The sequence below is a fragment of the Labrys monachus genome, assembly GCF_030814655.1.
GTDB lineage: Bacteria > Pseudomonadota > Alphaproteobacteria > Rhizobiales > Labraceae > Labrys > Labrys monacha.
In genome coordinates, this window is record NZ_JAUSVK010000001.1 from 4,152,337 (window position 1) to 4,171,448 (window position 19,112).

Genomic DNA, 19,112 nt, shown 5'->3' on the forward strand with positions numbered 1-19,112 from the left:
CCATGAAACTCGCCACCCTTCAGGCGCTCAACCGCGCACGGCAGGACCGCCGGGCCGTGGCCCTGGTGACCGATCTCGACAGCGGCGAGGAACGGCTCGTCGCCGAATCCGCCATCGCCAGCGATCCGCTCGGCGCGCTCCTCGCCGTCCAGATGCGGCAGGGCAAGTCCGCCCGCGTCGAGCAGGACGGCCGGTCCTATTTCGTGACGGTGCATGTGCCGCCGGTGAAGCTGGTGATGACCGGCGCCGTGCATATCAGCCAGGCCCTCGTCCCCCTCGCCCGGCTCCTGGGCTATGATCCGGTCGTCGTCGATCCCCGCACCGCCTTCGCTTCGCCCGAGCGGTTTCCGGATGTGCGCCTCGTGGCCGACTGGCCGGACGTCGCCCTGCCCCCGCTCGGCATCGACCGCTACACCGCCTTCGTCGCCCTGACCCACGACCCCAAGATCGACGATCCCGCGCTCGCGCACGCCCTGGCGCGCGACTGCTTCTATATCGGCGCCCTCGGCTCGCGGAAGACCCATGCCCGGCGCCTGGAGCGCCTGCGCGCCGAAGGCATTTCCGACCAGGCGCTCGCCCGGATCCGCGCTCCGATCGGCCTCGACATCGGCGCCATCAGTCCGGCCGAGATCGCCGTCGCGATCATCGCCGAGATCACTTCCGCGCTCAGGCTCGAAAGCGGCGAGAAGAAGCCGCGGCTTCCGGCCTGAGGTCACACTCTTTCTTCCGAAGATCCTCCCGCAAGACTTCTCCCATTCGCAAGACTTCTCTCATTCGATTGTCACAACGATGTTCTTTGGCGACGTTCCCATCGAGGAAGCCCTGGAAGGCGTGGCGGTGCATTCCATCCGCAAGGGGGCGCTCGTCCTGAAGAAGGGCACGCGCGTCCGGGCGGCCGAAATCGCCGCCCTCCGCCGCGAGGGCATTGCGCGCATCGTGATCGCGCGCCTCGATCCGACCGATGTCGGAGAGGATGCCGCAGCCGAACGCGTCGCCCAGGCGCTCAGCGGCGACGAGGTCCGCGTCGAGGACGCCTTCACCGGACGGGCCAACCTGTTCGCCCGGCGGGCCGGCGTCCTCGTTCTCGACCGCGCGGTCATCGACGCCCTCAACGCCGTCGATGAGAGCATCACCTTCGCGACCTTGCCGGCCTTCAGCGCGGTGAAGGCGGGCGAGATGATCGGCACGGTCAAGATCATTCCCTTTGCGGTCGACGAGACGGTGCTGGCGCGTGCGCTCGCCCTCCTCGCCCGGCCGGTGATCCGCGTGGCGCCGTTCCGGCCGCTTCGCGTCGCCGCCATTTCGACCGTTCTTCCCGGTCTCAAGGACAGCGTCATCGCCCGCACGCTGCAGGTCCTGAGGGATCGCCTGGCGCCGGCCGGGGCCAGCCTGATTCTCGACGAGCGCGTGCCGCACGAGGCCTCGGCCCTGAGCGCCGCCCTGACGCGGGCCGAGGCCGCCGGTGCCGATCTCGGCATCATCTTCGGCGCCTCCGCCATCGCCGACCGGCGGGACGTCATCCCCGCAGCGATCGAGGCGGCGGGCGGGCAGGTCCGGCATTTCGGCATGCCGGTCGATCCGGGCAACCTCCTCCTGCTCGGACAGCGAGGCGCCATGTCGGTTCTCGGCGCGCCGGGATGCGCCCGTTCGCCCAAGGAGAACGGCTTCGACTGGATCCTCCAGCGCCTGCTGGCGGGCGTGCCGGTCACACGCGCCGACATCATCGGCCTGGGCGTGGGCGGGCTGCTGATGGAGATCGTGTCCCGTCCCCAGCCGCGCACGAATGCGCAGATCGAGGCCGAGACGCGTCCCACCGTCGCGGCGGTCGTCCTCGCGGCCGGCCGTTCCACCCGCATGGGCGGGCCGAACAAGCTGCTGGCGGACTATCGCGGCAAGCCCCTCGTTCGCCACGCCGTGGAGGCCGCGCTCGCCTCGAAGGCCTCCGGCGTCACCGTGGTGACCGGTCACCAGGCGGAGGACGTCCGCGCCGCCCTCGCCGGCCTCGCGGTCGCCTTCGTGCACAATCCGGATTTCGCCGAGGGGCTCTCCACCTCGGTTCGCGCCGGCGTCGGAGCCCTGCCGCCGCACTGCGACGCGGCGCTGATCTCGCTGGCCGACATGCCCCTCGTCGACGCCGCGCTGATCGACCGCCTGATCGACGCCTTCGAGCCGGCCAAGGGGGCGCTCGTGGTGCTGCCCATGGTCGATGGCCGGCGCGGCAACCCCGTGATCTGGGCACGGCGCTTCTTCGGCGATCTCGCCGGCCTGCAAGGCGACGCCGGCGCGCGGCAGATCCTTGCCGCCAATGCCGACGCCGTCGTCGAGCTGCCCGTCGAGACGCAGGGCGCATCGATCGACATCGACACCCCGGAAGCCCTGGAAACATTGCGCGGCCAAGCAAAGCCGATCTGACGATAATCTATATTTCTACGGGCAATCTCTGCTTGTGGTTTGAACCATTCCACGTTGGATTTCGACTTCGATTGCTGGATGCCGAATTTTTGATCGGGAATAGAGAGATTCGTCAAAAGTTGGAGAGCCATTCCGGCCCGTTCCCCGCCGGCGCGCCACGGCCGAGGCCGAAATCGGTGGCGATCAGGCTGGTTTGACGCGTTTTCCGCCATTTAATGCCCAGAAATTGCCCTTCTGCCCAAAAAATTCGTGAATTCCACAATCTTGCCGCCATGATCGCGCCAGTCGATTGTCAGGTTCCATTCCCCTTGCTATGAACAGGATACGTCGATTGACTGCCTGTCTCTTAGGCACAAGCTCCGCCGGATTCTTGCGGAGACCGTGTCGGAGAAAGAACAAAGGCGGCGACGGCAAAGGGGAAGTTCATAGACGATGGTAGAATTCGTCCAGCAGCTCATCAACGGGCTGACGATCGGGTCGCTATATGGCCTCGTAGCCATTGGCTACACCATGGTTTTCGGCATTATCGGCATGGTGAATTTCGCTCATGGCGATCTTTTCATGCTCTCCGCCTTCATCGCACTGATTGTCTTTGTCGCGGTCACGACGTGGCTGGGCATTGCATCGGTCGCGCTGGCGCTCCTGCTCATGCTGGTCATCGGCATGGTCCTGACCTCGCTGTGGAACTGGGCGATCGAGCGCATCGCCTATCGGCCGCTGCGGGGCTCCTTCCGTCTGGCGCCGCTGATCTCGGCCATCGGCATGTCGATCGCTCTTTCCAACTTCGTGCAGGTCGCGCAAGGCACAGAAGGCAAGGCCTTCAAGGACCCGATGCCCGGCACGATCACGCTACTGAGCGAAAACGGCATCGATGCGACGGTATCGTACAAGCAGCTGATGATCCTGGTGGTCACCATCGTCCTGCTCGTCGGCTTCTGGTACCTGGTCACCAAGACGCCGCTCGGACGGGCGCAACGGGCTTGTGAACAGGATCGCAAGATGGCGGCTCTCCTCGGCGTCGATGTCGACCGCACGATTTCGCTGACCTTCGTGATGGGCGCGGCCCTCGCGGCGGTCGCCGGCGTCATGTACCTGATCTTCTACGGCAACATCAATTTCCACGACGGCTTCGTGCCCGGCGTGAAGGCCTTCACCGCCGCGGTCCTCGGAGGCATCGGTTCCCTCACCGGCGCGGTGATCGGCGGCATCCTCATCGGCTTGATCGAGACGTTCTGGGCAGGCGCCTTCGGGTCCGACTACAAGGACGTGGCAGCCTTCTCGATCCTCGCGATCACCCTGATCTTCCTTCCGCAGGGCCTGCTCGGTCGGCCAGAAGTGGAAAAGGTGTAGGCACATGGCGAGCAGCAATAAGACGGGCACGTCGCTGACGGGCGCCATCGCCGATATTCTGTTGTGGGGCGTGATCGCCATCGGCCTGTTCGGCCCGATCATCGGCTTCCAGACCATTTCCGACAACACGACCCAGAGCACGATCCTCCAGTCGCGCTGGACGGCCTTGGCCGGCATGGTGGTGGCCGTCATGGTCATCCGCGCGCTGATCATGCTCTACCAGGCCGGCAAGGGCCGGGAGAGCGGACATTCGAGGCTCGCCGCCGTCGGCGGCGTGCTCGCCCGCTGGGGCACCTCGCGCGTGCCGCTCTTCCTCGGCCTCGGTTTCGCGATCGTGTTTCCGATCCTGACGATCCTCGGCCTCGGCCCGAACGCGTCGATGAAGTGGATCAGCAATTACGGCATCATCATCCTGATCTACATCATGCTGGGATGGGGCCTCAACATCGTGGTCGGCCTCGCCGGCCTGCTCGATCTGGGCTATGTCGCGTTCTACGCGGTGGGCGCCTACACCTATGCGATCCTGTCGACGCGTTTCGGGCTATCCTTCTGGATCCTCCTGCCTCTCGGCGGCATCCTCGCCGCGTTCTGGGGCATCATCCTCGGATTTCCGGTGCTGCGCCTGCGCGGTGACTATCTGGCCATCGTCACGCTGGCCTTCGGCGAGATCATCCGCATCGTGCTGATCAACTGGGAGCCGGTGACCGGCGGCCCGGCCGGCATCAACGACATCCCCCAGCCCAGCATCCCCGGCATCCCCTTCGACGCGTCGCCGCACGGCTTCGCGGCGACGTTCGGCCTGCCGAATACGCGCTTCCTGTCGGGCTTCGTCTATCCGAACGTCGCGCTCTATTATGTCGTCCTGGTCCTCGTGCTGATCACCGCCGTGGTGTCCTCGCGCCTGCGCCGGCTGCCGGTCGGGCGCGCCTGGGAAGCCCTGCGCGAGGACGAGATCGCCTGCCGCTCCCTCGGCGTCGACACCACCAAGACCAAGCTCGCCGCCTTCGCCACCGGCGCGATGTTCGGCGGCCTCGCCGGGGTGTGCTTCGCGGCCCGCCAAACCTCCGTCAGCCCGGAAAGCTTCGTGTTCATGGAGTCGGTGATGGTTCTGTCCATCGTCGTGCTCGGCGGCAGCGGCAGCCTTCTCGGTGTGGTCATCGCCGCGATCGCCATGCAGGGCGGCCTCGAGCTCCTGCGCGAGCTCACCTTCCTCAAGCATATATTCGGTCAGGATTTCGATCCCGACCAATACCGCTACCTCATCTTCGGCCTCGCCATGGTGCTGATGATGCTGTGGCGACCGCGCGGCCTGATCTCGAGCCGCAGCCCGACAGCCTTCCTCAGGGAACGCCGCGCCGTCTCGGGTGACCTCGTGAAGGAGGGCCACGGATGAACCATCGCTGGATCGACGATCCCATCCTGAAGATCGAAAACGTCACGATGCGCTTCGGCGGCCTGACGGCCGTCAGGAATCTCACCTTCGAGGCCGGCAAGGGCGACATCACGGCGCTCATCGGGCCGAACGGGGCGGGCAAGACCACGGTCTTCAATTGCATCACCGGCTTCTACAAGCCCAGCGAAGGCCGCATCGCCTTGCGGCACGGCTCGGCGGCGGCTTGGGACCAGATGGAGGCGCTGACGGCGAGCGCGCGCCAGAGCTCCTCCGCCGGGGACAACAAGCTGTTCCTGCTGGAGCGGATGCCGAATTTCGAAGTCAACCAGAAGGCCCGGATGGCGCGGACGTTCCAGAACATCCGCCTGTTTTCGGGCATGACGGTCCTGGAGAACCTGCTGGTGGCCCAGCACAACGTGCTGATGCGCCAGTCGGGCTATTCGATCTTCGGCCTTCTCGGCCTGCCCTCTTATGCGCGTGCCGAGAAAGCGGCGATGGAGAAGGCGAAATACTGGCTGGAGAAGACGAAATTGACGCCACGTGCCGACGACCCTGCCGGCGACCTGCCCTATGGCGACCAGCGGCGCCTCGAGATCGCGCGAGCGATGTGCACGGATCCGGTGGTGCTCTGCCTCGACGAGCCGGCGGCGGGCCTCAATCCGCGTGAAAGCCTCGAGCTCAACCTGCTGCTGCGTTCGATCCGCGACGAGCACGACACGTCCCTTCTCCTCATCGAACACGACATGTCCGTGGTGATGGAAATCTCGGATCACGTGGTGGTGCTCGACTATGGCGTGAAGATCGCCGACGGCACGCCGGACGAGGTCCGCAACGACCCCAAGGTGATCGCCGCCTATCTCGGTGTCGATGACGACGAGGTCGAGCAGGCCGAAGCGGAGGTGGGCCTATGAGTTCTCCCCTCCTCGCCGTCCGCGGCGTCAACACGTTCTACGGCAAGATCCAGGCGCTCAGGGGCGTCGATGTCGAGATCAACCAGGGCGAGATCGTCACGATCATCGGCGCCAACGGTGCCGGCAAATCGACCCTGATGATGACGGTATTCGGCTCGCCCCGCGCCCGTGAGGGACAGGTCTGGTTCGACGGCAAGGACATCACCAGGCTGCCGATCCACGACATCGCACGGCTGAGGATCGCGCAATCGCCGGAAGGCCGCCGCATCTTCCCGCGCATGACGGTCTATGAAAACCTCCAGATGGGCGCGTCCATCGACGGCTACGCCCATTTCGCCGAGGACCTGGAGAAGATGTTCACGCTCTTTCCCCGATTGAAGGAAAGAGCGGCGCAGCGCGGCGGGACACTTTCGGGCGGTGAGCAGCAGATGCTCGCCATCGCCCGGGCCCTGATGAGCCGGCCGAGGCTCCTCATGCTGGACGAGCCCTCGCTGGGTCTCGCCCCGCTGATCGTCAAGCAGATCTTCGGCGCCATTCATGACCTCAACGCCCAGCAGGGCCTGACGGTCTTCCTCGTCGAGCAGAATGCCTTCCATGCCCTGAAGCTGGCCCATCGCGGCTATGTCATGGTCAATGGGGTCATCACCATGTCGGGGACGGGCAGGGAATTGCTCGCCCGCCCGGAGGTCCGAGCAGCCTATCTGGAAGGAGGACACTGACGATGCAAGGCATCATCTACGAAGATACCGTCTTCCACTTCCTCCTCATCACCCTGATCATGGGGGGGGCCGCCGCCTGGATGTCGGGCAGGGCCTGTGCCTTGACCTGGCGGCCCCGTACGGTCCTGGTAGCCTATCTGCTCATCCTCGCCGCGGCCGTGCGATACATCCACTTCGCCCCCTTCGGCGGGACGCTGATATCGCTTCACTATTATCTCGTCGATCTCTGCATCATCCTGGTCATCGGCTTTCTGGGCTATCGCCATACGCGGGCCCGCCAGATGACGACGCGTTATGCCTGGCGATTCGAGTCCACGGGTCCCCTGAGCTGGAAATCGAGAGGCTGAGGGGTATTCGTATTTGAGATTTCGCGGCCGGGAGAGCCGTCGAAAGCGGGTGACAATCACGGCAAACTGAGCAGAATGTCCTCAGGCGGCGTGATTGTTTCAGCCGATACCGGCTTCTTACGGAAGCCGTTCATCCACAGGGAGAACCACATGAAGAAAATCTTGTTGACGAGCGTGGCGCTGGCTGCCGGCCTTGCGTTCGCCGGCACCGCCAGCGCCCAGATCAAGATGGGTGTTGCCGGTCCCATGACCGGCCCCAACGCCACCTTCGGCGCGCAGCTCTTCAACGGCACCAAGCAGGCCGTCGAGGACATCAACGCCGCGGGCGGCATTCTCGGCCAGAAGATCGAGCTCGAAGTCGGCGACGACGTGTCCGATCCGAAGCAGGGCGTCGACGTCGCCAACAAGTTCGTCGGCGACAGCGTCACCATGGTCGTCGGGCACTTCAACTCCGGCGTGACCATTCCCGCCTCGAACGTCTACGACAAGGCCGGCATCCTGTTCATCACGCCCTCGGCGACGAACGTCGCCGTCACCGGCCGTGGCCTGTGGAATGCGTTCCGTACCTGCGGCACGGACGACCAGCAGGGCCGGGTGTGGGCCGATTACGTGCTCGCCCATTTCAAGGGCAAGAAGGTCGCCATCCTTCATGACAAGACCCCCTATGGCAAGGGCCTGGCCGACTTCGCCAAGGCGGACCTCAACGCCGACGGCGTGAAGGAAGTCGTCTATGAAGGCATCACGACGGGTGAGAAGGACTATTCGGCCGTCGTCACCAAGATCAAGTCGGCCGGCGCCGATGTGCTCCTCTGGGGCGGCCTGCAGACCGAAGGCGGCCTCATCGTCAAGCAGATGCGTGAGCAAGGCCTGAAGACGGTCATGCTCTCGGGCGACGGCATCACCACCGCCGAATTCGCCACCATCGGCGGCGATGCCGTCATCGGCACCCTGATGTCCTACGGTCCGGATCCGAAGAAGAACCCGGCTGCCGCCGAGGTCATCAAGGAATTCAAGACCTACAATCCGGAAGCCTACACGCTCTATGCCTACGCGGCCGTGCAGATCTTCAAGCAGGCCGCCGAAGCAGCCAAGTCCGTCGACACCCAGAAGATGGCTGACGTGATGCATTCCGGCATGGCGTTCCACACCGTGCTCGGCGACATCTCCTACGACAAGAAGGGTGACCGCACGAGCCTCGACTACGTGATGTACACGTGGAAGAAGGGCCCCGACGGCCAGATCTCCTACTTCCAGAACGAGACCAACTGAGCGAGCCTCTCGCTCCGGCGCCTCGAACAAGCAGCACTCACGCCCCGGTTCGCCGGGGCGTTTCTTTTGTGTCAGCCCAGCCTCGTCAGCACCGGAAAGGTGCTCTGCAGCCAGATCGAGACATCGGCCATGCCGCCGGTGAGGAAGGCCAGGCCGGCCACCACGAGAAGGCCGCCCATCACTTTCTCGACCGTGCCGACATGCGTGCGGAAGCGGCGCAGGAAGCGCATGAACGGGTTCATCGCAAGGGCGGCGACGACGAAGGGCAGGCCGAGGCCCGCGGTATAGATACCCAGGAGAAAGGCGCCGTAGCCGACGCTCGCCTCCCGCCCGGCGACGGCCAGCACGGTCGCCAGCACCGGCCCGATGCAGGGCGTCCAGCCGAAGGCGAAGGCAAGGCCCATCACATAGGCGCCCCAGGGCCCCGGCGTGGCGCGGCTGTGGAAGCGGGCGTGGCGATACAGCATCGCGATGCGAAAGACGCCGAGGAAATGCAGGCCCATCGCAATGATGATGACGCCGGCGACCAGGGCGAAGGGATCGACCGACACCGCCCAGCTCATCGGCAGGACACCGGCATCCGCCGCATGCATGAGCCAGCCGGCAAGCACGCGCCGGGCCGAGACCAGCAGCGAGCCCACCAGTGACGCGCTGGCCCCCAGCGAAATGAAGATGGTGGCGAGACCCGCCATGAAGAACACCGCGCAGATCACCACCCGCCGCCGCACGACGCGGTCGACCGTCTCGCCGGTGATCTCGTCGATGGTGGCCCCGGCGAGATAGGTGAGATAAGGCGGCACCAGGGGAAGCACGCAGGGCGACAGGAACGAAGCGAGGCCCGCGAGGAACACTGCGGGCAGGGTTATGTCGGCCATCGATGCATCCGTGCGTGCGTGAACGATCGGGCGCCCCGCTCGGCCGAGCCGGGCGTACCGCTTTCTGCTCTACAGCGCCATGCGCCGCCGCCCAAGTCCGTTTGCACCGCGATCATGCGGTCGTGATCGGCGGCGATGTCGCAGCGGGTGTTGACAAGGCGGGCGGGAGGCTCAGGGTGGAGCCCCTCGTAATCTGCCGGAGGCCCCCTTTGCAGAACCTCATCACCGATGTCGAGGGCATCGCCGTGGGCAACGCCCGGGACCTCGCCCTGGGATCGGGGACGACCGCGATCCTCTTCGACGAGCCCACCATCGCCGCCGTGGATGTGCGGGGCGGAGCGCCCGGCACGCGCGAGACCGATCTCCTCGGGCTCGAAAGGACGGTGGAGCGTGTCGACGCCATCGTCCTCTCCGGCGGATCGGCCTTCGGCCTGGAGGCGGCGGGCGGCGTCATGGCCTTCCTGGCGCAGCATGGACGCGGCTTCCGCGTCGGCGACGCCTGCGTGCCGATCGTGCCGGGGGCGATCCTGTTCGACCTGCTCAATGGCGGCGACAAGGCATGGGGCCTGCATTCGCCCTATCGCGACCTCGGACTCGAAGCCGCGGGCCGGGCCGGCCCGGCGTTCCTGCTCGGCACCGAAGGCGCCGGCACAGGCGCGACGACGGCCTCGCTCAAGGGCGGCCTCGGCTCTGCCTCGGCGCGCATCGGCCCCTTCACCGTCGGCGCGCTGGTGGCGGTGAACGCCCTCGGCAGCGTCACCATCGGCGACGGGCCGCATTTCTGGTCTGCTCCCTATGAGAGGGATGCCGAATATGGCGGCCTCGGCCTGCCGCATCCCTGGCCGGCGGACGCGCTGGCGCTGCGCTACAAGGGGGTGCGGCCGGAGAATACCACGATCGCCGTCGTCGCCACCGATGCCCGCCTCTCCAAGGCGCAGGCCAGGCATTTCGCCGTCATGGCGCAGGATGGCCTTTCGCGTGCCATCCACCCGGTGCATACGCCACTCGACGGCGACACGGTGTTCGCGGCGGCGACCGGCAAGGTCGGCATTGCCGATCCCGTGGCGGACCTGATCGGGCTCGGCACGACGGCGGCCCATGTGCTCGCCCGCGCCTGCGCCCGCGGCATCTATGAGGCGTCGTCCCTGCCCTACGCACCGGCCTTGCCCGCGTGGCGCGAACGGTTCGGCCATTTGCAAAGCGCGTAAGGCTCTGGCACGACACGGGCGAACCGATACGTCATCTCGTCATCCATCCCCGGCAGGAGCCCTCATGCCCCGTCCCATCGTCATCGCCCCGTCCATCCTTTCCGCGGATTTCGCCAGCCTCGGCGCCGAAATAAAGGCCATCGAGGATGCTGGCGCGGACTGGGTGCATTTCGACGTGATGGACGGGCATTTCGTGCCGAACCTCACCATCGGGGCCGGCGTCGCCGCCGCGATCCGGCCGCATGTGCGCACCAAGCTCGACGTTCACCTGATGATCTCGCCGGTCGATGCCTATCTGGAGGACTTCGCCGAGGCGGGCGCCGACGGCATCACCGTCCACGCCGAGGCGGGACCCCATCTGCACCGCTCGCTGCAGATCATTCGCGGCCTCGGCAAGCGGGCCGGCGTCGCGCTCAATCCCGGCACGCCCGCCGATGCCATCGACTATGTGCTCGACCTCGTCGACCTCGTGCTGGTGATGACCGTCAATCCCGGATTCGGCGGACAGGCCTTCATCCCGGCGATGCTGTCCAAGATCTCCGCCGTGCGCTCCAAGATCGGCGACCGGCCCGTCGATATCGAGGTGGACGGCGGCATCGCGCCCTCGACGGCGCCGCTGGTCGCCGCTGCCGGCGCCAATGCGCTCGTAGCGGGCTCCGCGGTGTTCAAGGGCGGTCCCGCCGCCTATGCCGCCAATATCGCCGCCATCCGCGAGGCCGCAACCGGCCGCTGAGGGGGACGGACAGAACCGCGTGCCGGTCGGAAGCCGGCACGCCATCCCGCATAAATCTCGCGAAGACGGGTACACTTTCGCCGCGATCGTGCCTACAAGGACGCTGAATTCAGAGGTCCTTCGATGATTACTCGCTACAGCCGCCCCCAAATGGTCTCGATCTGGGCGGAGCAGACCCGCTTCCGCATCTGGTTCGAGATCGAGGCCCATGCCACCGATGCCCTCGCCGAGCTCGGCGTGGTGCCCAGGGAAGCCGCCGCCACCATCTGGGCCAAGGCCAAGGACGCGGTGTTCGACGTCGCGCGGATCGACGAGATCGAGCGCGAGGTGAAGCACGACGTCATCGCCTTCCTGACCCATCTCGGCGAGATCGTCGGCCCGGACGCACGCTTCCTGCACCAGGGCATGACCTCGTCGGACGTGCTGGACACCTGCTTCGCCGTGCAATTGTCGCGCGCCACCGACCTGCTCATCGCCGATGTCGACGCGCTCCTGGCGGCGCTGAAGAAGCGGGCGTTCGAGCATAAATACACGCCCACCATCGGCCGCAGCCACGGCATCCATGCCGAGCCGGTGACGTTCGGGCTCAAGCTGGCGCAGGCCTATGCCGAATTCGCGCGCAACCGCGAACGCCTCATCGCCGCCCGCCGGGAAATCGCCACCTGCGCGATCTCCGGCGCCGTCGGCACCTTCGCCAATATCGATCCGCGCGTCGAGGAACATGTCGCGGCCAAGATGGGCCTCGCGGTCGAGCCGGTCTCGACCCAGGTCATCCCGCGCGACCGCCATGCGATGTTCTTCACCACGCTCGGCGTGGTCGCTTCCTCGATCGAACGCCTCGCCATCGAGATCCGCCATCTGCAGCGCACCGAAGTGCTCGAGGCCGAGGAGTTCTTCTCCGAGGGCCAGAAGGGCTCCTCCGCCATGCCACACAAGCGCAACCCGGTCCTGACCGAGAATCTCACCGGCCTCGCCCGCATGGTCCGCTCCTACGCCATGCCCGCCATGGAGAATGTGGCGCTGTGGCACGAGCGCGACATTTCCCATTCCTCGGTCGAGCGCATGATCGGCCCCGATGCCACCGTCACGCTCGATTTCGCCCTGGCGCGGCTCGCCGGCGTCATCGACAAATTGCTGATCTATCCCGACAACATGCGCCGCAATCTCGATCGCCTCGGCGGCTTGCACAATTCGCAGCGCGTGCTGCTGGCGCTGACGCAGGCAGGGGCGAGCCGCGAGGATTCCTATCGTCTCGTCCAGCGCAACGCGATGAAGGTCTGGCGCGGCGAAGGCGACTTCCTGGCCTTCCTCAAGGCCGACCCCGACGTTTCCTCACTGCTGGCCGACGAGACGCTGGAGGCGATGTTCGACGAAGGCTATCACCTCAAGCATGTCGACACCGTCTTCGACCGGGTGTTCGGCAAGGGCTAAGGCGTCTTTCAGAAAAGCTGATGGGCTTTTCGATCAGGAAGATGCGTTGACGCAACGATTGGGGCAGTTTTGCGGTTCGCTGAAAACGCAAATCTGCTCTCGGAGGGAGAGCTTTCTTGCGCATTTCCGATACCGACATCCTGATCCTGCCGGGGTTGGGCAATTCCGGACCGGACCACTGGCAGTCCCGCTGGCAGGCGCGGCTTTCGACGGCGCGGCGCGTCGAACAGGACGATTGGGACCGTCCCACCCGGGAGGCCTGGGTCGGGCGCCTGGTCGAAGCCGTCCACACATCGACGCGCCCGGCCATCATCATCGCCCATTCCCTCGGCGTGTCCACCGCGGTCCTGGCCGCGGACCGGCTGAAGGAGCATGTCGTCGGCGCCCTGCTGGTCGCCCCGCCGGACGCCGACAGGCCGGACCTGACGCCGGGCCATGCGCTCGATTTCACCCCCCTGCCGATGGCGCCCCTGCCCTTCCCGTCCCTGCTCGTCGCCAGCCGGAACGATCCCTATTGCGAGGTCAACCGGGCGAGCAGCTTCGCCGAGGCCTGGGGCAGCGAATTCGTCGATGCCGGCGAGGCGGGCCACATCAATGTCGAATCGGGCCACGGGCCCTGGCCGGAAGGTCTTCTCCGCCTCGCGAGCTTCCTGACCAAGCTGAAATGACCGAAGCGTGCACCCTGCCGGGCGGATCGAAATCGCTCCGACGCTTGCCCTGCACCGCCCGGCGAATGCCGCACTGCCGGGCTTGCCGCCGACGTCAGTAGGAAGCCACCTTCTTGCCGTCGTCGCCGCGGGCCGCCTTCAGGGCCGCCTGGGCGCCGCTGATGAAGAACGCCCAGTCCGACCCGACGGCCATGATGTCGAAGCCCATGGCGGCGTTGCGGGCAGCCGCCTCGCCGCCGCTGCAGAAGATCGCCGTCACCTTGCGGCGGGCCTTGGCGGCGACCAGAAGCCGCTCCATCACCGCGACCGATTCCGGCATGCGGTGATCGAGCCTGGCGCCGTCGCTGAGGCTGATCGACAGATCGCTCGGGCCGACGAACACGCCGTCGAGGCCGGGAACGTCGAGGATGTCCTCCATCGCTTCGACCGCCTGCCGCGTCTCGATCATGGCGAGCACGATGAAATCGTCATTGGCGCGGGCGCGATAGGTCTCCGCGTCGGTCTCGAAGAGGCCGACCGCACGGGTAGGACCCCAGCTCCGCCCGCCGACGGGCGGATATTTCAGGGTGTCGACGAGCCTGCGCGCATCGGCTGCGCTGTTGATCATCGGCAGGATGACGAACTCGGCGCCGCAATCGAGCAGCCGCGCCGCCTCGCCGAAGGCCTCGAGGCCGGCTCGTATGCCGGCCGGCTTGCCGACCAGATGAGCGGCGACGATGGCGTCCCGCGCTTCCGTGAACGCGGCCTCGCCGTGCTGGAGGTCGACGATGACCGCATCGAAGCCGACGCGGCCGAGCATCTCGGCCATGCGAGGATAGGCCGAAGCCATCCATCCGGCGAAGATCTTCTCGCCGCCGGCGAGACGGGCACGCAACGCAGGAACAGCCATCGGCAAACCTGTCTGGAGAAAGGAGAAGTCCGCCTTCGCCGCAAGCGGGGCGGGACCGGCCGGCTCAGACGCCGTTCTGAACCTCCAGCGCCGCCTGGCCGAGGAGCTCGAACATGGTCTCGCGGATCTGCTGCTCGCTGATGCCGATATGGGCGGCGCCGAAGTCGCCGAGAACCTTGCGTACGACGTCGTTGTCGCCGATCTCCTCGAAGTCCGACATCACGACGGATTTGGCGTAGCTGCTCGCCTCTTCGCCGGCAAGCCCGAGCTTCTCGGCAGCCCACAGCCCGAGCAGCTTGTTCCGGCGGGCAGTCGCCTTGAAACGCAGCTCCTCGTCGTGAGCGAACTTGCTCTCATAGGCTTCTTCGCGCTTGTCGAAGGTGGTCATCGGTCGATTCCTGTTGAGTTAGGTACTCACCCTGTTGCATATAGGCCAACAATCCCCAAATCAAATTAACCTGCCGTAAGACGCCGGTGCATTGTGCAGGGTCAAACAGTTCGGCGCGATCCATTGGCACAATCGTTGTGCCGAGGGCCGGGATCGGCTAGGTTGGTTCCGTCTCCGGTTTGCTGTCGCAAATCGAATCGCCAATTGCGCCGGCCCACGGATCGCATTTCCAGGAGCCCTGGCACTTTGACGGATTTTCTCAAACCACGGTACATCCCGATGAACCGCCGCCGCCGCATTTACGAAGGCAAGGCGAAGGTCCTCTATGAGGGACCTGAGCCCGGCACGCTGATACAGCACTTCAAAGACGACGCCACTGCTTTCAATGCCAAGAAACACGAGGTCATTGACGGCAAGGGCGTGCTCAACAACCGCATCTCGGAATATCTCTTCCAGAACCTCAACGACATCGGCGTCCCCACGCATTTCATCCGCCGGCTGAACATGCGCGAGCAGCTGATTCGCGAGGTCGAGATTATCCCGCTCGAAGTGGTCGTGCGCAACGTCGCCGCCGGCTCGATCGCGACGCGGCTCGGCCTGGAGGAAGGCACCCAGCTCCCCCGCTCGATCATCGAGTTCTACTACAAGAACGACCAGCTCAACGACCCCATGGTCTCCGAAGAGCACATCACCGCCTTCGGTTGGGCGAGCCCGCCCGAGCTCGACGACATCATGGCGCTCGCGATCCGCGTCAACGACTTCCTGTCCGGCCTCTTCCTGGGCGTCGGCATCCGTCTGGTCGATTTCAAGATCGAATGCGGCCGGCTGTGGGAAAACGAGATGATGCGCATCGTTCTCGCCGATGAGATCTCGCCGGATTCCTGCCGCCTGTGGGACATCAAGTCGAACGACAAGCTCGACAAGGATCGTTTCCGCCGCGACATGGGCGGCCTCGTCGAAGCCTATACCGAAGTCGCCCGCCGTCTCGGCATCCTCAACGAGATGGAGAATGTGGTGACCACGGGACCCAAGCTCGTCCAGTGACCGCGTTTCTCCCGTGACGTTTACCAGCTTGCAATTCGGGAAAAGGCTCGCGCGCTTTGGCGTGCGGGCCTTTTTCGTGACCATCGGCTTCTTCTCGCTCGCCGCCTGCGACTATTGGATCGGCGATGCCGCGGCGACCATGCCGGACCAGGGGTCCTGGCAGGTCCTGCCGATGCGGGCTTTCCTGACCAATCGGGACGTTCGCGTCGAAGGCATGCAATTGTGCACCCTCGCCCGGTGCGGCTACGATGCGGCGCTCGAACGCTTCACCGCCACGGGCGAGGAGGCCGCGGCGCTGGAGCGTGCGCTCGCGCAGCCCCGGCAACTGGCGGCGGCCATCGCCAGGCCGGCGCGGCCGGGAAGCAAGACGCCGCCGCCGCAGGTCGTCGCCGAGAATTTCGGCAACGGCGCATGGTCCGGCGTTCACCTCGCGATGACCGGCGGGGCGAAGTCCCGCCATGTTGAAGGCTATGCGGTGAGCAGGCGCGGCCCGGCGGGCACCACCTTCATCGTCCTCATTGCCGCCGACGCCGCGGTTTCGAAGCGGTTGATCATCGCGGCGACGCGGTAGCAGGGCGCCGTCGCGGCGCCAAATGCAAAGCGGAGATTGAACAGCCGCGCCGACTGCTTTAAGCGCAACACTTCGAAGACTGTTTGAAAACCATCCCGTCCGCCCGGCGAGCCAGACGCAAGACGGCGCTTGTCCCCCGGCGGCGGACGTGTCCGCAGCCCCTGGATGTCTTCCCTCCCCGCCGCGCGGCGTGCCGGGGAGCGACAGACGTCCGGACGGAAGCGGTTTTCAGGCGGACTGCCAGATCCATGAGGTGTTGCATGAAGGCCCGTGTCGTCGTTACGCTGAAAACCGGCGTGCTGGACCCCCAGGGCAAGGCGATCGAGGGAGCACTCGCCTCGCTCGGCATTGCCGGGGTCGGCGGTGTACGGCAAGGCAAGGTGTTCGACATCGAATTGGCCCAGCCCGATGCGGATGCCGCGCGCGAAACCCTGAAGGCGGCATGCGAAAAGCTCCTGGCCAACACCGTCATCGAGAATTACACGATCGACATCGCCTGAGGCACGGACGGGCCGCCCTCGCGGCCGCCTTCCTGGCCTTCGCGCCGGGCCCGGGCGTCGCCGACACCACATGGACGGCCGCCCGTCGCGACGGCCTCTCGCTCCGCTACGATGCGCAGGCCTGGACGGAACAGGCTCCGCCGGTTCCGCCTTCCCTCCTGACGCTGCGCTGCATCGCCCCGGTCTGCTCACCGGGCGCCGTCGTGACATTCGTGCGGGACGGGCGGCGTCTGGCGATGCCCGGATTCGGCGCCTTCGGCCCGGGTGCGGCGGCGGGTGCCGCCGTCGATCTGCGCGTGCAGAGCCTGACACCGGGTTCGCGCATTCGCCCGCGCCGGCCGGTCGAGCCGGTGGTCGTCGGGGCCATGAGCGGCTATCGCGGTGTCTACGACATCGAGGACCGTGCGCTGGCGAAGACCGGCGCCATCGTCCTGCTGCTGCGGCAAGCCGGCGGGACGCTGGAAGCGAGGATGTCGGCGCCCGACCTTTCAGCCGGCGACATCGCGGCCTTCGAGCGGCTGACGGACGGGCTCGACACCGCCCGCTGAAAGCGGCGCAGGGTGGTTGCGGCTCCGCCCTGCCCGCACGCCGCGAGCAGGGGAGCCATGCCGACTCTCCGCTTGACCCGGGCTTCCGTCCGGGCCGATAAGGCGCGGGATCGGAGGCCTTGGGCCGCGAACAGCGAGGAATCTCCATGAAGGCAGCCGTCGTCATCTTCCCCGGTTCCAACCGCGAACGGGACGTCGCCAAGGCGCTGAGGCAGGCGGGAGCCCGGGTCGAGATGGTCTGGCACGCCGATACGGCGCTGCCGGCCCAGACGGACCTCGTGGTGCTGCCCGGCGGCTTCTCCTATGGGGACTATCTGCGCTGCGGCGCCATTGCGGCCAGAGCCGCCATCATGGAAGCCATCCGCGACCATGCCCTGCGCGGCGGCCTCGTGCTCGGCATCTGCAACGGCTTCCAGATCATCACCGATGGCGGCCTCCTGCCGGGCGTGCTGATGCGCAATGCCGACCTGAAATTCATCTGCAAGCGCGTGCATCTGCGCGTGGAGCGCACCGATACGCTCTACACCCGCGCCTACCGCCAGGGGCAGGCCATCGACGTCTGCGTGGCACATGGCGAGGGCAATTATTTCTGCAGCCCGGAGACTCTCACGCAGCTCGAAGGAGACGGGCTCGTCGCCTTCCGCTATTGCGACGCGGCCGGCAAGGTCAGCGCCGCCACCAATCCGAACGGCTCGCTGAACAATATCGCGGGCATCTACTCCGCCAACCGCCGCATCCTCGGCATGATGCCGCATCCGGAGAACCTGATCGATCCGCTTGCCGGCGGAATCGACGGGCGCGGCCTCTTCTCCAGCCTCGTCGACGGTCTCGTGGGGGCGTGATCCACAGCGGCGTTTCGTCTTCGTCCTGCCATGCTCGCATGCCTTAACCTGTCGCCACCGCTCCGGGCAGCCTTCCCCTCGCCAAATCCCATTCCCCGCTGAAACGGAAATGGCTGTTCATCCGTTGCCGGTGGTATGGTCCCGTCCGGATCACGGTGGTCGCCCGTCGGCGACGCTACGCGCAGGAGTGTGAGCTATGACGCAGCATTTTCATTGGGGTCTTGTCGGCGCCGTCGGACTGTCGGTCGCGCTGGCCGCCTGCAGCACCACCCGGTTCGGCGGCGGCGCTCCGGCGCGTCCCCCCATGGTGCAGGGCCAGGTCACGGCCGACGGGGTCGAACAGTTCGCCGTGCCGCCCGACGGGCGCTCGCTGCTGGCCCAGCGGCTGGTTCAGCTGGTGCCGGGCCGGATCACGGATGCCCGCATCTCCAATGCCTGGCGCACCGCCGCCGCGGCCCAGGTCAAGCCGAACGACTATGCCGCCTGCGTCAGCGCCTCGGCAGGACACGGCACCCAGGTCTTTCTCATCGTCAAGAGCGGCCCGGGAACGGGCGACGTCATCTCGGGAAGCGCGGCCCTGCAGCGCTGCGCCGACGACAAGCGCGTGACGCAATGGGTGACGCTGCCGGAAGCGATCTATCAGCGCTGAACGAGCCGCGGGGCGGTCGGTGACCGCCCTTCCCCCAAAAGCGCGGCGCGGCGCCGCGCTCGCAAGCTGTCTGAAAACCGACGCTCAGAACGCCCGGAAGGTCAGCACCGTGCGGGTATCGGCGATACCCGGGATGACCTGCACCTTCTCGCCGACGAAATGGCCGATATCGATATCGTCCTCGACATAAAACTTGGCGAGGATGTCGTAATCACCGGCGATCGAGTAGATCTCCGAAGCAATCTCCGCTTCGGCCAGGGCGCTCGCCACCTGGTAGGTCCGGCCAAGCTGGCATTTGATCTCGACAAAGAATGTCCGCACGGCGCCGCTCCCTCGACTGGAGCGCCATGGATAGCCCAGGAAGG

General features: G+C 66.2%; 23 protein-coding genes. 18 read left to right on the forward strand and 5 right to left on the reverse strand.

Translation table 11 applies throughout. The annotated features are described in order from the left end of the window. Positions 1–2: 2 nt before the first annotated feature. On the forward strand, positions 3–710 hold the full coding sequence (locus tag J3R73_RS18945) for an XdhC family protein (protein WP_307430270.1): 708 nt from the start codon (positions 3–5) through the stop codon (positions 708–710). A gap of 79 nt (positions 711–789) precedes the next feature. Beyond that, a complete protein-coding gene (locus J3R73_RS18950) occupies positions 790–2,412 on the forward strand; it encodes an NTP transferase domain-containing protein (RefSeq protein ID WP_307430273.1) in 1,623 nt (540 codons plus the stop codon). A gap of 112 nt (positions 2,413–2,524) precedes the next feature. Here J3R73_RS18950 and J3R73_RS18955 read toward each other — a convergent pair whose 3' ends face one another. Next, positions 2,525–2,686: a hypothetical protein gene (locus J3R73_RS18955; protein ID WP_307430275.1), complete on the reverse strand. Its 162-nt coding sequence runs from the start codon at positions 2,684–2,686 to the stop codon at positions 2,525–2,527. Positions 2,687–2,844: 158 nt separating this feature from the next. Here J3R73_RS18955 and J3R73_RS18960 point away from each other — a divergent pair, with 158 nt between their 5' ends. From J3R73_RS18960 to J3R73_RS18985, 6 genes are all read left to right on the forward strand, one after another. Then, positions 2,845–3,762, forward strand: coding sequence for a branched-chain amino acid ABC transporter permease (locus J3R73_RS18960; RefSeq protein ID WP_307430277.1), 918 nt, complete (start codon positions 2,845–2,847; stop codon positions 3,760–3,762). A 4-nt stretch (positions 3,763–3,766) separates the two neighbouring features. Beyond that, positions 3,767–5,155 carry a high-affinity branched-chain amino acid ABC transporter permease LivM gene (gene livM, locus J3R73_RS18965; protein ID WP_307430280.1) on the forward strand — a complete coding sequence of 463 codons (1,389 nt, stop codon included), beginning with the start codon at positions 3,767–3,769 and terminating at the stop codon, positions 5,153–5,155. Beyond that, positions 5,152–6,066 (forward strand): ABC transporter ATP-binding protein, encoded by a 915-nt coding sequence (locus tag J3R73_RS18970; protein ID WP_307430283.1) that lies wholly within the window; start codon positions 5,152–5,154, stop codon positions 6,064–6,066. Before livM ends, J3R73_RS18970 begins: the two co-directional genes overlap by 4 nt. Then, on the forward strand, positions 6,063–6,785 hold the full coding sequence (locus tag J3R73_RS18975) for an ABC transporter ATP-binding protein (RefSeq protein WP_307430285.1): 723 nt from the start codon (positions 6,063–6,065) through the stop codon (positions 6,783–6,785). The genes J3R73_RS18970 and J3R73_RS18975 overlap by 4 nt, the downstream gene beginning before the upstream one ends. 2 nt (positions 6,786–6,787) lie before the next feature. Then, the gene (locus J3R73_RS18980; protein ID WP_307430287.1) at positions 6,788–7,132 is read left to right on the forward strand and encodes a DUF6867 family protein; all 345 of its coding nucleotides are present in this window, start codon (positions 6,788–6,790) and stop codon (positions 7,130–7,132) included. 150 nt (positions 7,133–7,282) lie between these two features. Then, a complete protein-coding gene (locus tag J3R73_RS18985; protein ID WP_307430290.1) occupies positions 7,283–8,401 on the forward strand; it encodes a branched-chain amino acid ABC transporter substrate-binding protein in 1,119 nt (372 codons plus the stop codon). A gap of 71 nt (positions 8,402–8,472) precedes the next feature. Here J3R73_RS18985 and J3R73_RS18990 read toward each other — a convergent pair whose 3' ends face one another. Then, positions 8,473–9,276: a cytochrome c biogenesis CcdA family protein gene (locus tag J3R73_RS18990; protein WP_307430298.1), complete on the reverse strand. Its 804-nt coding sequence runs from the start codon at positions 9,274–9,276 to the stop codon at positions 8,473–8,475. A gap of 209 nt (positions 9,277–9,485) precedes the next feature. Here J3R73_RS18990 and J3R73_RS18995 point away from each other — a divergent pair, with 209 nt between their 5' ends. From J3R73_RS18995 to J3R73_RS19010, 4 genes are all read left to right on the forward strand, one after another. Continuing rightward, a complete protein-coding gene (locus J3R73_RS18995) occupies positions 9,486–10,484 on the forward strand; it encodes a P1 family peptidase (protein ID WP_307430301.1) in 999 nt (332 codons plus the stop codon). Positions 10,485–10,548: 64 nt separating this feature from the next. Then, a complete protein-coding gene (gene rpe, locus J3R73_RS19000; RefSeq protein WP_307430303.1) occupies positions 10,549–11,217 on the forward strand; it encodes a ribulose-phosphate 3-epimerase in 669 nt (222 codons plus the stop codon). Between the two features lie 123 nt (positions 11,218–11,340). Beyond that, positions 11,341–12,648: an adenylosuccinate lyase gene (gene purB / locus J3R73_RS19005; RefSeq protein ID WP_307430305.1), complete on the forward strand. Its 1,308-nt coding sequence runs from the start codon at positions 11,341–11,343 to the stop codon at positions 12,646–12,648. Between the two features lie 116 nt (positions 12,649–12,764). After that, positions 12,765–13,316, forward strand: a complete 552-nt coding sequence (locus tag J3R73_RS19010; protein WP_307430306.1) for an RBBP9/YdeN family alpha/beta hydrolase — start codon at positions 12,765–12,767, stop codon at positions 13,314–13,316. Positions 13,317–13,410: 94 nt separating this feature from the next. Here the strand turns inward: J3R73_RS19010 and J3R73_RS19015 are convergent, their stop codons facing one another. Both J3R73_RS19015 and J3R73_RS19020 read right to left on the reverse strand, forming a co-directional pair. Then, on the reverse strand, positions 13,411–14,205 hold the full coding sequence (locus J3R73_RS19015; RefSeq protein ID WP_307430309.1) for an HpcH/HpaI aldolase family protein: 795 nt from the start codon (positions 14,203–14,205) through the stop codon (positions 13,411–13,413). A gap of 64 nt (positions 14,206–14,269) precedes the next feature. Then, positions 14,270–14,593 (reverse strand): DUF1476 domain-containing protein, encoded by a 324-nt coding sequence (locus J3R73_RS19020; protein ID WP_307430311.1) that lies wholly within the window; start codon positions 14,591–14,593, stop codon positions 14,270–14,272. Between the two features lie 279 nt (positions 14,594–14,872). Here J3R73_RS19020 and purC point away from each other — a divergent pair, with 279 nt between their 5' ends. The 6 genes from purC to J3R73_RS19050 all read left to right on the forward strand — a co-directional run bounded on the left by purC (position 14,873) and on the right by J3R73_RS19050 (position 18,747). Next, the gene (purC, locus tag J3R73_RS19025; protein ID WP_307430314.1) at positions 14,873–15,637 is read left to right on the forward strand and encodes a phosphoribosylaminoimidazolesuccinocarboxamide synthase; all 765 of its coding nucleotides are present in this window, start codon (positions 14,873–14,875) and stop codon (positions 15,635–15,637) included. Positions 15,638–15,713: 76 nt separating this feature from the next. Continuing rightward, positions 15,714–16,208 carry a hypothetical protein gene (locus tag J3R73_RS19030; protein WP_307430319.1) on the forward strand — a complete coding sequence of 165 codons (495 nt, stop codon included), beginning with the start codon at positions 15,714–15,716 and terminating at the stop codon, positions 16,206–16,208. Between the two features lie 260 nt (positions 16,209–16,468). After that, complete coding sequence (purS, locus tag J3R73_RS19035; protein ID WP_307430322.1) at positions 16,469–16,708, forward strand: phosphoribosylformylglycinamidine synthase subunit PurS; 240 nt, start codon at positions 16,469–16,471, stop codon at positions 16,706–16,708. After that, positions 16,651–17,256, forward strand: coding sequence for a hypothetical protein (locus J3R73_RS19040; protein WP_307430325.1), 606 nt, complete (start codon positions 16,651–16,653; stop codon positions 17,254–17,256). Before purS ends, J3R73_RS19040 begins: the two co-directional genes overlap by 58 nt. Before the next feature lie 146 nt (positions 17,257–17,402). Further along, complete coding sequence (gene purQ / locus J3R73_RS19045; protein ID WP_307430328.1) at positions 17,403–18,098, forward strand: phosphoribosylformylglycinamidine synthase subunit PurQ; 696 nt, start codon at positions 17,403–17,405, stop codon at positions 18,096–18,098. Between the two features lie 196 nt (positions 18,099–18,294). Continuing rightward, positions 18,295–18,747 (forward strand): hypothetical protein, encoded by a 453-nt coding sequence (locus J3R73_RS19050; protein WP_307430331.1) that lies wholly within the window; start codon positions 18,295–18,297, stop codon positions 18,745–18,747. 84 nt (positions 18,748–18,831) lie between these two features. Here J3R73_RS19050 and J3R73_RS19055 read toward each other — a convergent pair whose 3' ends face one another. After that, positions 18,832–19,068: an Lrp/AsnC ligand binding domain-containing protein gene (locus J3R73_RS19055; protein WP_307430334.1), complete on the reverse strand. Its 237-nt coding sequence runs from the start codon at positions 19,066–19,068 to the stop codon at positions 18,832–18,834. Between the last annotated feature and the right edge of the window lie 44 nt (positions 19,069–19,112).

Excerpts from the sequence above, each read along its gene's own strand:
- J3R73_RS18960 (WP_307430277.1), top strand. The coding sequence starts at position 2,845 with ATGGTAGAATTCGTCCAGCAGCTCATCAACGGGCTGACGATCGGGTCG.
- livM (WP_307430280.1), top strand. The coding sequence starts at position 3,767 with ATGGCGAGCAGCAATAAGACGGGCACGTCGCTGACGGGCGCCATCGCC.
- rpe (WP_307430303.1), top strand. The coding sequence starts at position 10,549 with ATGCCCCGTCCCATCGTCATCGCCCCGTCCATCCTTTCCGCGGATTTC.
- J3R73_RS19050 (WP_307430331.1), top strand. The coding sequence starts at position 18,295 with ATGACGCAGCATTTTCATTGGGGTCTTGTCGGCGCCGTCGGACTGTCG.
- J3R73_RS18970 (WP_307430283.1), top strand. The coding sequence starts at position 5,152 with ATGAACCATCGCTGGATCGACGATCCCATCCTGAAGATCGAAAACGTC.
- J3R73_RS18980 (WP_307430287.1), top strand. The coding sequence starts at position 6,788 with ATGCAAGGCATCATCTACGAAGATACCGTCTTCCACTTCCTCCTCATC.
- J3R73_RS18955 (WP_307430275.1), bottom strand. The coding sequence starts at position 2,686 with ATGGCGGCAAGATTGTGGAATTCACGAATTTTTTGGGCAGAAGGGCAA.
- J3R73_RS19020 (WP_307430311.1), bottom strand. The coding sequence starts at position 14,593 with ATGACCACCTTCGACAAGCGCGAAGAAGCCTATGAGAGCAAGTTCGCT.
- purB (WP_307430305.1), top strand. The coding sequence starts at position 11,341 with ATGATTACTCGCTACAGCCGCCCCCAAATGGTCTCGATCTGGGCGGAG.
- purC (WP_307430314.1), top strand. The coding sequence starts at position 14,873 with ATGAACCGCCGCCGCCGCATTTACGAAGGCAAGGCGAAGGTCCTCTAT.
- J3R73_RS18945 (WP_307430270.1), top strand. The coding sequence starts at position 3 with ATGAAACTCGCCACCCTTCAGGCGCTCAACCGCGCACGGCAGGACCGC.
- purS (WP_307430322.1), top strand. The coding sequence starts at position 16,469 with ATGAAGGCCCGTGTCGTCGTTACGCTGAAAACCGGCGTGCTGGACCCC.
- J3R73_RS18985 (WP_307430290.1), top strand. The coding sequence starts at position 7,283 with ATGAAGAAAATCTTGTTGACGAGCGTGGCGCTGGCTGCCGGCCTTGCG.
- J3R73_RS19040 (WP_307430325.1), top strand. The coding sequence starts at position 16,651 with ATGCGAAAAGCTCCTGGCCAACACCGTCATCGAGAATTACACGATCGA.
- J3R73_RS18990 (WP_307430298.1), bottom strand. The coding sequence starts at position 9,276 with ATGGCCGACATAACCCTGCCCGCAGTGTTCCTCGCGGGCCTCGCTTCG.
- J3R73_RS18950 (WP_307430273.1), top strand. The coding sequence starts at position 790 with ATGTTCTTTGGCGACGTTCCCATCGAGGAAGCCCTGGAAGGCGTGGCG.
- purQ (WP_307430328.1), top strand. The coding sequence starts at position 17,403 with ATGAAGGCAGCCGTCGTCATCTTCCCCGGTTCCAACCGCGAACGGGAC.
- J3R73_RS18975 (WP_307430285.1), top strand. The coding sequence starts at position 6,063 with ATGAGTTCTCCCCTCCTCGCCGTCCGCGGCGTCAACACGTTCTACGGC.
- J3R73_RS19015 (WP_307430309.1), bottom strand. The coding sequence starts at position 14,205 with ATGGCTGTTCCTGCGTTGCGTGCCCGTCTCGCCGGCGGCGAGAAGATC.